Source organism: Rheinheimera baltica (assembly GCF_030731985.1).
In the GTDB taxonomy this organism is placed as follows: domain Bacteria; phylum Pseudomonadota; class Gammaproteobacteria; order Enterobacterales; family Alteromonadaceae; genus Alishewanella; species Alishewanella baltica.
Map to the genome: position 1 here is coordinate 196,721 of NZ_JAPJDY010000004.1, position 15,348 is coordinate 212,068.

Below are 15,348 nucleotides of genomic sequence, written 5' to 3' on the forward strand. Positions count from 1 at the left end.
CTGTTTTAAGGTGCTGAGGTAATAATCTTTAAAGGTAAAGAACAGGCTATGAAACAATTTCAAATTGATTTTATTGAATTCGCGTTGTCGCGCCAGGTACTTAAGTTTGGCAGCTTTACGCTAAAGTCTGGCCGTACCAGCCCGTATTTTTTTAATGCAGGTTTGTTTAATACCGGTAGCGACTTAGCGAAGTTGGGCCGGTTTTATGCTGCTGCGCTGCACGATGCGGCATTAGAATTTGATGTGCTGTTTGGCCCGGCGTACAAGGGTATTCCTATTGCTACTACTACGGCGGTGGCATTGGCGGATCACTATAACCTTGATGTGCCTTACTGCTTTAACCGTAAAGAGGCGAAAACGCATGGTGAAGGTGGCAATTTGGTGGGTTCGCCGCTAAAAGGCCGCATTATGCTGGTTGATGATGTCATCACTGCCGGTACCGCGATTCGCGAGTCGATGCAGTTAATTCAGGCGCAGGGCGCAGAGCTTACCGGTGTGCTAATTGCACTGGATAGGCAGGAACGTGGCCAGGGTGAGTTGTCGGCGATTCAGGAAGTAGAGCGCGATTTTAATACCAAGGTCATTTCGATTATTAGCCTGCCGGATTTAATCAGCTATTTAGCGGATAAGCCGGATATGGCACAGCATCTGGATGCGGTGAAGGCGTATCGCGCCCAGTATGGTGTTAATGCTTAAAAGTTGTAACTATTTAAGTTTCAAAGAAACCAGATAGCAAAGTGTCAGGTGTGCTTTCGTAACAGCGGCATGGATGCCTCGCAGGCTGAAAGGGCACAGGGATGTGATCCTTGAAGGTGGTGCAGAAAGCATTTCCTGACATTTTGCTGTACTTCGGCGTTGGATGCGAAGGTTGCAACACTCGCTGTGCTCGCCACAGCAACTCGTCTTTTGCCTACGGCAAGACTCAGACACTCTGTGGCTGCGCATCGAGGTTCCAACCTTCAGATGTTAAGTTCAGATTTTTATCGAAATTTATCGAAGGGCAGTCAAGATGCAAAAACCAAATGGCAGCGGCATTGGGCGGGTACTTAAAGCAGCGAAATGTTCGATGCAAGGTTTTAGTGCAAGCTGGAAGCATGAATCTGCGTTTCGTCAGGAAACGGTACTGGCCATTATTTCTGTGCCATTGGCAGCGCTGTTGGCAACGTCAGTGAGCCAATTCGCTTTATTAGTGAGTGTATGGTGTTTGGTGCTGGTGGTGGAGTTACTTAATTCTGCTATTGAATCGCTTACCGACCGTGTAGGCCTGGAGCGGCATGAGTTGTCAGGCCGCGCCAAGGATATGGGTTCTGCAGCAGTTTTTGTTAGTCTGGTTATTGTGGCCTTGATATGGGGCAGTGCGCTCTACGAGCGCTTTGCTTAAACCGGGTTATACAGCAAACAAGGTTTGCTGTAATAATTGCCACTGACTTTGCCAGTGTTGGGTTGGTAGTCGGCTAAAACCGGAGCGAACAAACTGGCTTAGCTTGCCTTCTACAACCGCCAGCAGCAGGTTGGCTAGTTCACCCTCGTCGATACTAAAGCCTTTGCCTTCACGTAGCTTGCGCTCGCGTAAACATTGCTTAAGCTGGGTTTCCAGTTTTTCAAATAGCTGTGCAACGCGTTCCTGCAGGCGTTCTTGCTCGCCTTGTAAAGCGTCACCAGTCAAAATGCGGCATATCCCCGGATTACGTTCTGCAAACACCAATACCAATTGTAAAATAAGCTCAGTGCGGCTTTGGGTATCTTTATGCTCTTCCAGAATGACATTGATACGTGATAACAGCGTATTTTCAATAAACTCAATTAAGCCTTCAAACATCCGCGCTTTGCTGGGGAAATGCCGGTACAGCGCGGCCTCAGAAACACCGACTTTTTCTGCCAGTGCTGCCGTGGTAATACGCTGGCCGTTATTACTTTGCAGCATAGCGGCTAGGGCTTGCAAAATATCTTCTTTGCGGTTTGTACTGCGTGGTGCCGGCATTGCGTGTCCTGTAAAAAATAACTTAGAGTCTGGTGCAGGCGCCTGCAGCCGGAAATACTTATTTCGCCGCCTTCAAGGATCACATCCCTGTTCCCTCTCAGGCTCCGCGGCATCCATGCCGCTGCTGCATAAGTACACCGGCCTTCGGCGCTAGGTAAAACGGTGCTTTATACTAATTATGCTTTGCCGGAATGGCCAAAACCGCCTTCGCCGCGCGCTGTTTGCTCGAAGCTGTCAACAATAGTAAATTCAGCCTGCACTACCGGCATAAACACCAGCTGTGCAATACGATCTCCCGGTTGTATGGTGAAGCTTTCGTTGCCGCGGTTCCACATTGATACCATTAACGGACCCTGGTAATCCGAGTCAATTAAACCGACTAAATTACCCAGCACAATGCCGTGTTTATGGCCAAGACCTGAGCGCGGTAAAATGGTGGCACAGAGGTTGGCATCACCAATAAATATCGATAAACCGGTGGGGATCAATACCGTCTGGCCGGGTGCTAATTGCAGTTCAGCATCCAGACAGGCACGTAAATCCAAACCTGCTGAGCCAGGTGTGGCGTATTCAGGTAACGGAAATTCAGTGCCAATACGTGGGTCGAGGATCTTTAAATCAATGGCTTTTTTCATTTACGGCTTAGCTCTTGTTAGTTAGCAATTATTTCGCAGAAAACTGCAGGTAAATATGGAGCAAAATGGCTTTCGCAAGCTCGGTTTTCGACTGCAATGGCAGCGTTTTTTCGTCTACGGCGCTAATAAGGGTAATGGCATTGTTATCGCTGTTAAAACCTAATTCGTTAGTAGATACGTCGTTGGCACAGATCAGATCGAGTTTTTTACGAATGAGTTTGTCTTTAGCATAGTGCACGACATTTTGTGTTTCAGCGGCAAACCCTACGGTAAAAGGCCGGTTGCGGCTTAGGCCCGCTACGTCAGCAATAATATCTGGGTTTTTAATCAGCGTAAGGTTAATGCTGTCATCGGTAGTTTTTTTCATTTTTTGTGTCGCTATGTCAGCGACACGGTAATCTGCTACTGCAGCGCAACCAATAAATACCTGGCTTAACTCAGCGTGTTTAAGCGCAGCAGCATGCATTTGTTCTGCCGTTGTTACGTCAATGCGAGTAACACCCGCTGGTGTTGCCAGCGTAACCGGGCCAGTAATTAGTGTGACATCCGCGCCCATAGCGGCAGCGGCGGCCGCTAACGCAAAGCCCATTTTTCCGGAGCTGTGGTTGGAGATATAGCGCACTGGATCAATGGCTTCGCGTGTTGGACCGGCGGTAATTGTGATTTTTATGTTATTAAATTGGTGTTGTGCTATAAAGTGGTTTTCTACTGCGCTAACTAGCTCTAGCGCTTCTAACATACGGCCTGCACCGACATCGCCACAAGCTTGTTCGCCAGAGCCAGGGCCATAAATGTAAAAATTATATGAATTAAGCTTGGCTAAATTCTGTTGGGTGGCTATGTTTTTATACATCTGCTGGTTCATTGCCGGTGCAACAGCTACCGGTGCTGCAGTGGCAAGTACACAAGTGGTAAGTAAATCGTTGGCTAAACCATGTGCCAGTCGGGCAATCACATCGGCGCTGGCAGGGGCTATCAGCACCATATCAGCCCATTTAGCCAACTCAATATGACCCATGGCGGCTTCTGCAGCTGGGTCAAGCAAGCTGGTGCTAACCGGGTTGCCGGACAGTGCTTGCAGCGTTAGTGGTGTAATAAAGTGCTGGGCGGCGTCGGTTAAGATCACGCGAACGTCAGCGCCGCGCTCTTTTAACCGGCGAACTAAATCAGCACTTTTATAAGCGGCAATACCGCCACTGATACCAAGTAAAATGCGTTTTTGTGCAAGCGTTTGCTGCATAACAGAGTAACCAGAACCGGAAAAAACTGGCGATAAGATAGCATGGAAACACAAATTCAGCATCAATTCAGGGAGGATTTACATGAGCATTAGGCACTGGCCGGCATCGGAACGGCCGCGGGAGAAACTGCTCGACAGAGGTGCGATGGCGTTGTCTGATGCCGAGCTACTGGCTATCTTTTTGCGTACCGGTATTGCTGGCACTGATGCGGTAACACTGGCGCGGCAACTTTTAAGCCAATTTGGCTCACTACGACACTTATTGGGCGCCAGTCAGGCTGACTTTTGTTCAGCCAAAGGATTAGGTGAGGCCAAATTTGTGCAGCTGCAAGCTGTGTTGGAACTGAGTAAACGTTACTTGCAGCAGCAGATGCAGCGTGAAACGGTATTTACCGAACCTGCAGCCGTAAAGCGCTATCTGCAACATGCGATAAGTGGTGAGCAGCGCGAAGTGTTTTTGTTGCTGTATCTAGACAGCCAACATCGACTTATTAAAGCCGAGCCATTGTTTAGTGGAACAATAGACGCCAGTCCGGTGTATCCACGTATTGTAGTTCAGCAGGCGTTAGCGCATAATGCAGCCGCTGTGATTTTGGCACACAATCATCCATCAGGCGTTGCCGAGCCCAGTAGGGCTGACAAAGCAATTACTGAACGATTAGTTCAGGCATTAATGTTGGTAGATATCAAAGTATTAGATCATTTTATTGTTGGCGATGCCGATGTGATCTCCTTTGCTGAACGTGGCTGGCTGTGATGAGCGGGACAAGATCCCGTTCAGATCCTTGCGCGCGGAGAAAGATTTCGCTTGAATAGCGGGCTTAATTCGTGTATAAATTGCGCCCTCTTGTTTTGGGGCAACCTTCTTGGCCGGAAGGGTGATGACAGCTCGAGCTGATGTAATTTTGGAGAACTATTGACATGTCTAGAGTGTGCCAAGTAACTGGTAAAGGTCCGATGGTGGGTAACCGTCGTTCACACGCCAACAATGCTACTAAGCGCCGTTTCCTGCCTAACCTGCAAACACACCGTTTCTGGGTTGAAAGTGAAAACCGTTTTGTTACATTACGTACTTCTACCCGTGGTATGCGCATCATCGATAAGAAAGGTATCGATGCGGTTTTAGCCGATGTGCGTGCTAACGGTCACAAGGTGTAAGGAAATAAAAAATGCGCGATAAAATCCGTTTAGTCTCTTCTGCTGGTACCGGTTTCTTCTATACAACTACGAAGAACAAACGCACCATGCCAGAAAAGATGGAAATCAAAAAGTTCGATCCTAAAGTGCGCAAGCATGTGATTTTCAAAGAAGCGAAAATCAAGTAATCGAATACAGAAACCCGGCCAACGCCGGGTTTTTGCTATTTAAGCCCTGCCTACGTTACTATGCCGTTGTTGCTTTGCTACAACCCGGTTCTCCTATGCTAAAACTGTCCCGACGTAATTGGAATAATGTACTGATTTTCGCCGTGCTGATATTGATGTTTGTGCTGTATGGCATACCACAGCGCTTACAGCAGTTAAATGTGCCCGAACATCGGTTGCTCCCCGACAACAGCGAGTTATTGATGGTAGCATTTGCCGAGCAGCGGCTAATTAAAGCCGGTGCGGTATGGCAATTACAACCTAATAAACCCACTAAGATAGATGCCGCAAAACTAGCGCTTGCCTGGCAATATAGTTTGTTAACACCTATCAGCGTTACGGCAGATAAAAGCCGGGTGCCGGTGGCGCAGGCCAGTGTGCAATTAGTGGGGTATACTGAGCCCCTGATTTGGCTGTTATACCCTGCGTCTGATAATCAGTTTTTACTGCAGCAAGCAGGTCAAAGTCAGTTCTATCAATTGAATGCTGAGCAAGCTACACAGCTATTTTTGTTGTAGTGGCGTTATTGGAGTAGAAAGTGCCTGAATTACCAGAAGTCGAAGTCTCGCGGCAGGGTATTAGCCCCCATCTTGAAAACCAGCATTTGGTAGAGGTTATTGCGCGCCAGCGCCAGTTGCGGTGGTGGGTGCCGGACGAAGTATTAGCGCAAACCAACCAACCGATATTGTCGGTAACCCGCCGTGCCAAGTACTTACTTATTCAGCTACCACAGGGCGATATAATTCTGCATCTGGGCATGTCAGGCCATTTAAAGGTAATACCAGCCACAATGCCTTTCGGTAAACATGATCATATCGATTTAGTGTTAAGTAGTGGTATGGTGTTACGGCTGAACGATACCCGCCGTTTTGGTGCTGTATTGTGGCAACAAAAAGGTGAAGTGCATCCGTTGTTGGCCAGTTTAGGCCCGGAGCCCCTGAGTGACAATTTTAATCTGGCCCATTTAACTGCAGCCTTTTCCAAAAGGGGTAGTGCGGCCAAGTTGGTGCTGATGGATAACCATGTGGTCGTTGGCGTGGGCAATATCTACGCCAATGAGGCGTTGTTTAAAGCCGGTATTTTACCGTCTAAACCTGCAAAAACCGTTACGGCAGAGCAATTGGAAAAGCTAGTGCAGGTGGTAAAACAAACGCTGGCTGCTGCCATTAAACAAGGTGGCACCACGTTGAAAGATTTTAGCCAGGCCGATGGCAAGCCGGGATATTTTGCTCAGCAATTACTGGTGTACGGTCGGGGTGGACAGCCTTGTATTAATTGTGGTGCAGCGCTGCAGGAAGTTCGTCTTGGCCAGCGCAGTACGGTTTTTTGCGACGGTTGTCAGCGTTAGTTAAAAGCTTTTTGTTGCGGTAATTCGCACTTCAACACCACTGAGGTTGTCGTTGTCAGTTAACGCCCGCGTCAGATCTAAGTGGATCATGGTACCGCGACTGGAGTGGTTTGATAGCAAGCGTATGCCGGCACCAATGCCAACTAAAGTACTGCTGTCTAATGTGTTGGTGTCCTGCTCGTCACTTTGCCATACTTTGCCGGCGTCGATATATCCAGCAAAGGCCACATCCAATAACTGCCATAGCGACCAATCAGTATAGCGACGATATTCTGCACTTAGCATTGCGCGTGACTCACCACTTTGAAAATAATTGGGGTAGGCGCGTAATTGTTCATCGCCGCCAATATACAAGGGTTCATCCCGAAACAGGTTTTTGCCCTTATCCAGCGTGAGTTTAGCCACGATACTATTGTATTCGTTAAGGTGTTTAACCAGCTTCCAGTGCGTACTTAACAGATACTGAGGTTGGTCAAACTGGCGCTGCAACCAGCTTAAGTCAGCCAGTAAATACAGATCGGGTGATAGCTGCCAGTTTTTATTGGTACTGATTTGCCAGAATAACGCATCGCGATCAGCTCCAAGCCCTTTGTTGTAAGTACCTAACCGGGCATTTAATTGCCAGCCAAAGTTAAAATCTTCAGTGCGATTAAAAGAGTTGATATTAAACAGCTTACGATAATTGGCTTGAATTCCCTCGTATTCAAGCCAGACACTGCTTAAATTGCGATTTTCCGGGAAATCCAGCATGGTTTCCGCATTAGCAAAGAACTTCACATTTTCTGACTCTACCGCCAGTTTAAGCCGGTGAATGTTATGGCTGTTGGTGTCAAGGCGATAGCCGAATTCTGCTTTGGCATGGTTGCGCTGCCGCTGAAAGCTATTATATTCCTCACCCGCATCGTACTCAGTAACATCTTCTGAGACACGGTCAACATCGAAACCCAGCGCCCAGGGCGAAGATAAACGGTAAAAAGGCCGGTTCAGGCTAAGCTGGTAGTTATTGCCGTCACTGTTTTTGCTATAAGCTGCAGTGCTGTTCCAGAAACTGCTGAACATATTCGGTGAAAAAAAGACAAAGTTCACCCCGGTACGTTCGCTGTCGCGTTTATACTCCAGGCTCAGACGGTTGCCACTGCCTAACAGGTTGTCTTCTTCAAAGCCAAGGGCGCTTTTACTGCGACCGCCTTCACTGGAAAAATCTATTGTCGGTAACAACGACCAGTTATCCCAGGTGGCTACGTTTACAATAACACTGTTACTGGCGGCGCAGTAATGGCTAATTCGTACTTCTGCTTCACGTATATAGCGCCGGCTGCGTAATAAACGCTCGGTTTCGGCTAAATCGGCTCGCACTAGCGGGGTGCCGGTGTGGAACAACAGATCATCTTCCACAACGCCCTCACGGGTGACTTTATGGGTGTAGTTGGCAAACCTATGCAGCCAAAATGTACTTTCATCTTTTAAATCAAACACATTGTGGGAGTTATAGGTTATAGCTTCAATGGTGATACCTTGTTCATCTACTAGGAAATGGTTATCTGCCACAGCCTGACAGTCCGCCGCAACCTGTTGGGCGAAGAGTAACATAACGGCGGTGCTGACAAGCCTTTTCATAGATGACTCCATTGAGGGTGTTAAGTGTAGTCTCGTTGTCCCACCTTAAGGCAACATTAACGCAGGTTTCGTATCTGAACAATTTAACTCTGTCTAATTATCATGATTTATAAAGCGTGATTGTCATCTTTTTGTAGTGGTGCTGCAGATTGTGCCTTTGACTGGACATACTGTAGCGCCAAATGCACTGTGCGCTGTGGAAATGGAATGTCGATGCCCGCAGTATCAAAGGCTAATTTTACTTCTTCATGCAAGCTATTACGCAAATCGCGAAAGTTTTCCCGTTTCCCCCACACTGAGAATTGAATATTCAATGCCGAATCACCAAAACCTAAGAATAAAAACATTGGGCTGGGTTCGTCCAGACACAGTGGGTTTTTGTCGGCAACGTCCAATAGTACACTGCGAACCTCGGAGATTTGCTCTTTGTATGCCACGCCCAGCAATAAATCGAAACGCCGGATAGGAAAACGTGTCAGGTTAGTCACTTCACTTTTAATCAGGGTTTCGTTGGGTATACGAACGAAAAGGTTATCAAAAGTGCGCAGTTTCACTGAGAGTAAGTCTATTGATAGCACCTCGCCGGTGGTATTGCCAACTTTGATGGTATCGCCCAGTTTAAACGGTTGTTCGCCAATCAGAAATAAACCACTGATCAGGTTTGATGCTGAAGTTTGTGAAGCAAAGCCTAAAGCAACTGACAATACCCCCGCCGCGCCCAATAGCACACTGAGTGAAAAACCCAGCTGTTTTAATGCCGAGGCAACAAATAGTGCTAGCAACAACCAGTACACAAGCTTTCTAAATAGCACAATATGGTGCTGCGAGAAATTTTTGCTAAAAAACCGGTTTACTGCGCGTGATGCTAAACTTGCGACAACAAAACCAACCAATAGCAGTATAGCTGCTTTGAGCATTTGGCTAATATGCTCTGTTTGTAACCATTGTAAAAACTGTTCTGTCATAGTGATCTCAATTAATCATGAAACATGTCGGTAAATGCGCGAAATAAGTTATGGCGTTCCGGTTTTACCAGAGGGGCTGACAGCAGTTCAGCTTGCGCGGCATCTATTGCATTGAGTTTACCGGTATCAAAGTGTGCTAGCGCTTGTATCCCTTCATGTCGTAATGTGACAGGATCAGTCCATAAATTGCCATCTGGCATCGCATATAGCGCTAAATAAGGCACCGGTATACTGATCTTGTCAATAGTAAGCAACTGCGATGAGCTATTGTAAATTGTCACTGGGGTAATAGCGCGGTGTGGTCGCTGCGGCAGCTCTGTTCTGGCATGCCTGGCATGGGTTTTATCTGCATAACATAGCTCGCCAACTTGTGTAGAGGGGCCGAACCAGGTGTCAGATAAACGCTGCACTGGGATGGTATGCAGTAATAGGTCGGGCAGGAGTTTTAGCTGCACGGATACCGGTGAGCTGATATAAAAAGTGCCTTGCTCGTTTGGTGGTAATATCACCGGCTGTAAGGTTTTTACAACCACGGGTCTGTCCATTAACCTGGGTATCAGTTGGCAGGCTGCTGGACTTTGTTTAAATAAAAAGCGCTGACAGCTTAGATGTGACGGTATCATTTTAACCGGTGAATGAAACTGACTGTCTTTAGGGAGCTCTGTAGTATACTCGTGCGCCATCAACCACTGTTGAGCCTGTCGTTGTAAATAGATGTTCAACGACCCAAGCCGGTGGTGCCAGCAATCGTTTAAATCCAACTCCAGAGGATGCCACCATGGCTGTTTAATTGTGTCAGACTGCATGTGCAATTACCTAATTCGATATTGATTGTTATCTTAGCAAGAACACAGCAGTAGCCCAATGCCATATTCAGTTGAGATTCACTGCTATGCTTTATAAAATACCGCCAATTTTTGCTTGTTCAGCAATATGTTAATTTAAAACTGCCGAGGGGCCGCTGCCATGGAATTGCCTGCATTAATTGCCACCCTGCGTAGTGCGCTGGAATCTAATACCGTACCCTTGTTGCGCGAACAGCTGGACGATGTACACCCTGCTGATTTAGCCTCAGCGTTGGTGGAATTTGCGCCCAACGACTTATGGACATTGCTAACCGTTTTTCCTCGCACGGAACAAGCTGAAGTGTTTGGTTACCTGCCAGCCGAAGAGCAGGTGAATTTATCCATTAGAATAAGCCGACGTAAGCTGGCCCCTATTATCCGTCAGATGTCTTCTGATGAAAGAGCCGATTTGTTTAACCGCTTAAGCTATGAACAGCGTGAGACGCTATTGCCTGCTTTGGCACAAGCGGAACGTGAAGATTTGTTACAGCTTACCTCGCACGAAGAAGGTACTGCTGGTGCCATTATGACATCTGACTACGCTATTTTACCGCAAGAGTTGACGGTAGCGCAGGCATTGGATTCATTGCGGCGAGAGGCACCGGACAAAGAAACTATTTACTCTGCTTACGTAGTAGACGCCAGCCGTAAACTGATTGGCGTGGTGTCATTACGCGATTTAATATTAGCACCTATTAGCATGCCTATTGAGGAACTGATTAACCACGACCCTATTTTTGCCAGTGTTGATATGCCACAGGAAAAAGTTGCAGCCTTAATTGCCAAGTACGATTTGATGGCGCTACCCATTATTAACCATCAGCAGCAAATGGTTGGCATTGTGACCTATGATGACGCAATGGATGTGGCTGCACAGGAAGCGACAGAGGATTTTCATAAAACGGCTACTATAGGCAAGTTGGAAACCAGTGTAAAAGACGCCAGTATTCTCTTACTGTATCGTAAACGCGTTCTGTGGCTGGTTATTTTGGTGTTTGGCAATATTTTTTCTGGCGCCGGCATAGCGTATTTCGAAGGTATTATTTCCAGCCATATTGCCCTACTGTTTTTTTTACCGCTATTGATAGGTAGCAGTGGTAATGCCGGAGCACAATCGGGCACGCTGATGGTGCGCGCATTGGCGACAGGTGAAATTAAGCTTCGTGATTGGGGCGCATTGTTGGCGAAGGAATGTTTAGTTGCTGGGTTGCTCGGGTTTACCATGGCAGCCGCCGTTGTGGTTTTAGGCTGGTGGCGTGGTGGCTATGATATTGCCATCGTTGTTGCTTTGACCATGATGCTGGTGGTGATGGCCGGTAGCTTAATTGGCCTGTCACTGCCGTTTTTACTGAGCCGTTTTAAACTGGACCCCGCTACCGCCAGCGGCCCGCTAATTACTTCCATAGCTGACGTCGCTGGCGTGGTAGTGTATTTTTCTATTGCAACCTGGTATTTACGCTTATAACGTCAATACTTTGTCGTAGGTGCTGCATTGCAGCGCCTATAACTAACGCAATGCAGCTAAATAACCACTATGGCAATACCCGTCGGCCAGCCCATCTCCTTGAATATCTATCTGGCTCCAGTCACCGCTGTGTTGCATGATATAAATTAACTGGTTGGGTTTTAGCGTGCTTTTAATGTCAAAGCTGGTACCCGGGCCGGCGCGCAGACGCAAACCATCCCGCGCTGTTACTCTGGCTTGCACGGCTTGTTGCACTTCCATTACGTTGTCAACCGAGAGCGAAGTGGCATTGCTAAGTTCGGGCCTATTGGGTGCGGCATCTGGCACCGGTGGCGCGCTGGGTGAGCCGCGCCAATCAAGTATGGCTTGTTGCAGGTTTTCAGCCCAACTGCTGTCACCTCCTGCCGGATAATGCCCTGCTTTTAGCTGCGCCAGTTGTTGACCTTTTTGTTGCAAATGCGGCAGCTCCCAACTAAGAGGCTCTAAGTCGACTGTTGCCGCAAGCTCGTGCAGTTTTTGCCACCATGCTTTACGTGGACCCTTATCGTCCCAGCTCCACTTACCATCGATGAACAACACAAAGTCTGCAGCCACGCCGTATTGGTGAAAAGAACTCCAGGCATCAGCATTGGTGACTTTGGCACCTCGGGTAGTGCGGCCTTGGCTATACAATTGATGTTGACGCTGCGCGGAACGAAATCCTTCAAATAAGCGAAACGGCAGGTCAGCCTTTGTTAATTCAGACTGCAGTTGTTGTATTTTTTGTCTGAATGTGGGATGCAGGTGCTCAAGGGCAGTATCTCTACTCATAACATGATCTCTTTAAAAAAATTAACCTGATACTGCGAGGGCCGAAGCAGAGTATAGCGGTTTAGTGGCAAGATGCTGTGCTGCCGTTAAAATTGTTGTTTCGATCTGGTTTATGGCTGGGTGTTTAACATGGTTAAAATAGATTGTTCTGGTAGTGCGGGCGCCCAATAGTATCCCTGACCTTCATCACAGCCAAGCTGTGTTAGTAATTGGGCGGTTTGGGCATCTTCTATGCCTTCAGCAACTGTTTTTAAACCGAGGCTGGCAGCCATTTGAATGATAGCCTTCACTAAGGGCTCATCACGTTCTGACTGGCAAAGTGACATGATAAATGAGCGATCTATTTTTAATGTGGTGGCGTTAAAGCTTCGAAGATAACTAAGGTTAGAGTAGCCAGTGCCAAAGTCATCTATGGCAAAGGTAACGCCTAACGTGCTAAGCGCATCTAACTGTCGTTTGATAAAATCATCGTCATCAATAAGTAAAGACTCGGTCAATTCCAGCTCCAGGCTACTGGCTGGAAGAGCAGCTCGCTGCAAAGCCTGTTTTATAACATGCTCTAGTTGCCCGTTTTTAAACTGTACGTAGGATAAATTTACTGCAATGCGCAAATGTGGGTAACCTTGCCTACGTATACGTGCGCAAGCTTGACACGCCTCATCAATAACCCAGGCACCTAACTCCGTGATGAGGCCACTGCTTTCAGCCAGCGGAATAAACTCAGTGGGGCTTACAAATCGTCCTTCTGCTTGCTGCCAGCGTAACAAGGCCTCCACAGAGGTAATCTGGCCGCTGCGTAGTGAGATTTTAGGTTGATAATACAGAGAGAATTGTCTTGAATTTATTGCCGATCTCAGGTTTTGCAGCAAGTTAAACTTGTCTACATTTGCCTGATCCATATGGCTATCATAAAAGCGAAAGGTATTGCGCCCATCTTCCTTTGCTTTGTACATTGCCATATCTGCTTTACGGCAAAGTACGCTAAATTCGTCATCATCAGCGGAGGCTACCGCAATACCCACGGACCCTGAAATCTGTAGTTGTGTGTGCATAATATTAAAAGGTTTCACTGTTTCTGTAATAATTCGGTTGGCTAAAACAGTAAGTGAGTCAGTGCTTTGTTCATAAGGTACTAAAAATAAAAACTCATCGCCGCCAAACCGAATCACATGCTGTTGTTCATTCAAACAAGAATTTAAACGACTTGATAACTGGCTTAGCAAGATATCACCTGCAGAGTGGCCAAGTGCGTCATTGACCGGTTTAAAGTTATCTAAATCAAGAAATAATACTGCAAGTTGTAGTTGTTTTTCCTGACAGTAATTCAGCTGTTGTAGATATAGTTGCTCTCCAAATACCCTATTTGGCAGGCCTGTTAGCAGATCATAATGTGCTAGCCGCTCTATTTTTACTCGGCTTTGTTTAACTTTGATATTTTCCTGATGCAGTACCTTCATCAAATTTCGCATGTCTTTAACCATCAGGTAAACACTCATAGCAGTGACGGTGAGGATGATAAAGACAAAGATAAGGTCAAACCAACTTAGCACTTGAGTATGTGGAACTAACAGGCCGCTTAATGTTAGCCAGGTTAGCAAAGTACACGTTGCCAGGACAAACAACAGTAGCGAATAAAATAAGGCCACGCTACCCAGAATGGCGGCATACATTAGCAAGCCCGGATAACCCAATAACGCATAATCGAGCATGCCAGCGCCTAAAAATGCTAAGGCAGATAACATAATCGTCATAGACCACAGTAAAATGTAGGCTGCAGGGAGCGGTCGTTTGTTTACTGAGAATCCAATAGAGCAAATAAGTGCAATACAACCAGTTATAAAGATGAGTTGTGCGATGCCATATGAAATAAATGCAGCAATAAGCAAGCCTATTAAGGTAAACCCGGCTATTTGTATTAGACGGCGCATCCTAAACTGACTGAAGCGCTCGATAAGGTCAGGTTCTAGCGTTGGGCGAAAGTACTTTTTCAACATACTGCTTTAGCCGAAGTATTTTAACATAGTCGACTTACTGTAGCGCCAAACAGGCTAAACACCAAATGCCGTATGTGTTCTTTCCAGCTCTGTGAATTGGCACCACTAATTGTTAAGGTAGTATCAGGTGTTTTCTGTATGTGCATGCTGTGGTTCAATATGAATGGTTAACGTTATTCCTTCTGCCATAAGAGCAATTTCGACCTCATCTGCTAGTTGGTGAGCTCGCTCAACACTCCAGTTTCCCGGAACTTGCATATCGACCTGAGCAAATTGCAATGTAGCTGCTGCCCGTGTACGCAAGTTAAGAAAGAGTACCTGCTGGTTGCTAAATGTGGTCAATAATTGATGTATTTCAACTAGCCTTTCATCTGGTAAGGCGTTGTCCATAAGGCCATTAATAGCTTTATAGAGAATTTGTCCGCCTTCAAACACGATATGAACCGCCACGGCAATAGCCACTAGCGGGTCTAACCAGCTGTAACCACTAATCGAAGCCAATGCGACGCCCGCAATAACGCCGGTTGTGGTCCAGACATCGGTCATCAAGTGTTTGCCCCCGCCTTCTAATGCGGGTGAATTATAGTGTTTGCCCCCACGCAACAACAAAAACGCAACACCAAGGTTTATCAGGCTGGCCAATACGATAAACGTGGTACCAATACCCAACGTAGAAATGGGCTGAGGATTAATTAGTCGCTCTAACGCTGTGATACAGATGGCCAGAGCGGCGAGTACGATCAGGCCCCCTTCAAAAGCTGCAGATAAATACTCTGCCTTGCTATGCCCATAAGGATGATTATCGTCTGCAGGACGGCGTGCTAAGGTGACCATAAATAGTGCAAAACCTGCACCAGCTACATTCACCAGTGACTCGATTGCATCAGACAAAAAACCAACAGAGCCGGTGATATACCAAGCGAGGGTCTTTAACGCCATGGTTGCAAAAGCCGCCAATAAAGACAGCATGAGTAGTTGGCGCGGTCGTAGGCTTTGCATAGAGGTTATTGGCACATTTCAAGGCGATAATTGCAGTCTAGAGCAGCGTCAGCGCAAAGTCACCTAGGGTATCTTGCTTATATAA

At 46.9% G+C, this 15,348-nt stretch carries 17 protein-coding genes; 8 read left to right on the forward strand and 9 right to left on the reverse strand.

Translation table 11 applies throughout. The annotated features are described in order from the left end of the window. Nucleotides 1-48: 48 nt before the first annotated feature. Both pyrE and ORJ00_RS08385 read left to right on the forward strand, forming a co-directional pair. Nucleotides 49-696: an orotate phosphoribosyltransferase gene (gene pyrE / locus ORJ00_RS08380; protein ID WP_306139554.1), complete on the forward strand. Its 648-nt coding sequence runs from the start codon at nt 49-51 to the stop codon at nt 694-696. A gap of 313 nt (nt 697-1,009) precedes the next feature. Further along, entirely contained in the window at nt 1,010-1,381 is a 372-nt protein-coding gene (locus ORJ00_RS08385; RefSeq protein WP_027670421.1) for a diacylglycerol kinase, read from the forward strand. Between the two features lie 6 nt (nt 1,382-1,387). Here the strand turns inward: ORJ00_RS08385 and slmA are convergent, their stop codons facing one another. The 3 genes from slmA to coaBC form a co-directional block, all read right to left on the reverse strand. After that, nucleotides 1,388-1,981, reverse strand: a complete 594-nt coding sequence (gene slmA / locus ORJ00_RS08390; protein ID WP_305973815.1) for a nucleoid occlusion factor SlmA — start codon at nt 1,979-1,981, stop codon at nt 1,388-1,390. A 176-nt stretch (nt 1,982-2,157) separates the two neighbouring features. Further along, nucleotides 2,158-2,616 (reverse strand): dUTP diphosphatase, encoded by a 459-nt coding sequence (gene dut / locus ORJ00_RS08395; protein WP_027670423.1) that lies wholly within the window; start codon nt 2,614-2,616, stop codon nt 2,158-2,160. A 28-nt stretch (nt 2,617-2,644) separates the two neighbouring features. Further along, nucleotides 2,645-3,856, reverse strand: a complete 1,212-nt coding sequence (gene coaBC, locus ORJ00_RS08400) for a bifunctional phosphopantothenoylcysteine decarboxylase/phosphopantothenate--cysteine ligase CoaBC (RefSeq protein ID WP_306139556.1) — start codon at nt 3,854-3,856, stop codon at nt 2,645-2,647. 82 nt (nt 3,857-3,938) lie between these two features. On the opposite strand from coaBC, the gene radC reads away from it, so the two are divergent. From radC to mutM, 5 genes are all read left to right on the forward strand, one after another. After that, nucleotides 3,939-4,613 (forward strand): RadC family protein, encoded by a 675-nt coding sequence (radC, locus tag ORJ00_RS08405; RefSeq protein ID WP_306125766.1) that lies wholly within the window; start codon nt 3,939-3,941, stop codon nt 4,611-4,613. Nucleotides 4,614-4,777: 164 nt separating this feature from the next. After that, a complete protein-coding gene (gene rpmB, locus ORJ00_RS08410) occupies nt 4,778-5,014 on the forward strand; it encodes a 50S ribosomal protein L28 (RefSeq protein ID WP_027672232.1) in 237 nt (78 codons plus the stop codon). Nucleotides 5,015-5,025: 11 nt separating this feature from the next. Beyond that, nucleotides 5,026-5,181, forward strand: a complete 156-nt coding sequence (gene rpmG, locus ORJ00_RS08415; protein ID WP_008219722.1) for a 50S ribosomal protein L33 — start codon at nt 5,026-5,028, stop codon at nt 5,179-5,181. A gap of 95 nt (nt 5,182-5,276) precedes the next feature. Further along, nucleotides 5,277-5,738, forward strand: a complete 462-nt coding sequence (locus tag ORJ00_RS08420; RefSeq protein WP_305973809.1) for a hypothetical protein — start codon at nt 5,277-5,279, stop codon at nt 5,736-5,738. Nucleotides 5,739-5,758: 20 nt separating this feature from the next. Continuing rightward, entirely contained in the window at nt 5,759-6,568 is an 810-nt protein-coding gene (gene mutM, locus ORJ00_RS08425) for a bifunctional DNA-formamidopyrimidine glycosylase/DNA-(apurinic or apyrimidinic site) lyase (RefSeq protein WP_027672234.1), read from the forward strand. On the opposite strand, the gene ORJ00_RS08430 is transcribed toward mutM, so the two are convergent. The 3 genes from ORJ00_RS08430 to ORJ00_RS08440 all read right to left on the reverse strand — a co-directional run bounded on the left by ORJ00_RS08430 (nt 6,569) and on the right by ORJ00_RS08440 (nt 9,956). Continuing rightward, entirely contained in the window at nt 6,569-8,185 is a 1,617-nt protein-coding gene (locus ORJ00_RS08430) for a BamA/TamA family outer membrane protein (RefSeq protein WP_306139557.1), read from the reverse strand. Nucleotides 8,186-8,292: 107 nt separating this feature from the next. Then, nucleotides 8,293-9,150 carry a mechanosensitive ion channel family protein gene (locus ORJ00_RS08435; RefSeq protein ID WP_306139558.1) on the reverse strand — a complete coding sequence of 286 codons (858 nt, stop codon included), beginning with the start codon at nt 9,148-9,150 and terminating at the stop codon, nt 8,293-8,295. Nucleotides 9,151-9,161: 11 nt separating this feature from the next. After that, nucleotides 9,162-9,956, reverse strand: coding sequence for a DUF432 domain-containing protein (locus ORJ00_RS08440; protein ID WP_027672237.1), 795 nt, complete (start codon nt 9,954-9,956; stop codon nt 9,162-9,164). 160 nt (nt 9,957-10,116) lie between these two features. On the opposite strand from ORJ00_RS08440, the gene mgtE reads away from it, so the two are divergent. Further along, nucleotides 10,117-11,460 (forward strand): magnesium transporter, encoded by a 1,344-nt coding sequence (mgtE, locus tag ORJ00_RS08445; RefSeq protein WP_306139559.1) that lies wholly within the window; start codon nt 10,117-10,119, stop codon nt 11,458-11,460. Nucleotides 11,461-11,502: 42 nt separating this feature from the next. On the opposite strand, the gene ORJ00_RS08450 is transcribed toward mgtE, so the two are convergent. The 3 genes from ORJ00_RS08450 to ORJ00_RS08460 form a co-directional block, all read right to left on the reverse strand. Continuing rightward, nucleotides 11,503-12,270, reverse strand: a complete 768-nt coding sequence (locus tag ORJ00_RS08450; RefSeq protein ID WP_306136422.1) for a M15 family metallopeptidase — start codon at nt 12,268-12,270, stop codon at nt 11,503-11,505. Between the two features lie 110 nt (nt 12,271-12,380). Further along, nucleotides 12,381-14,021, reverse strand: coding sequence for a putative bifunctional diguanylate cyclase/phosphodiesterase (locus ORJ00_RS08455; protein WP_306139560.1), 1,641 nt, complete (start codon nt 14,019-14,021; stop codon nt 12,381-12,383). A gap of 366 nt (nt 14,022-14,387) precedes the next feature. Further along, nucleotides 14,388-15,263, reverse strand: coding sequence for a cation diffusion facilitator family transporter (locus ORJ00_RS08460; protein WP_306139561.1), 876 nt, complete (start codon nt 15,261-15,263; stop codon nt 14,388-14,390). Nucleotides 15,264-15,348: the final 85 nt, after the last annotated feature.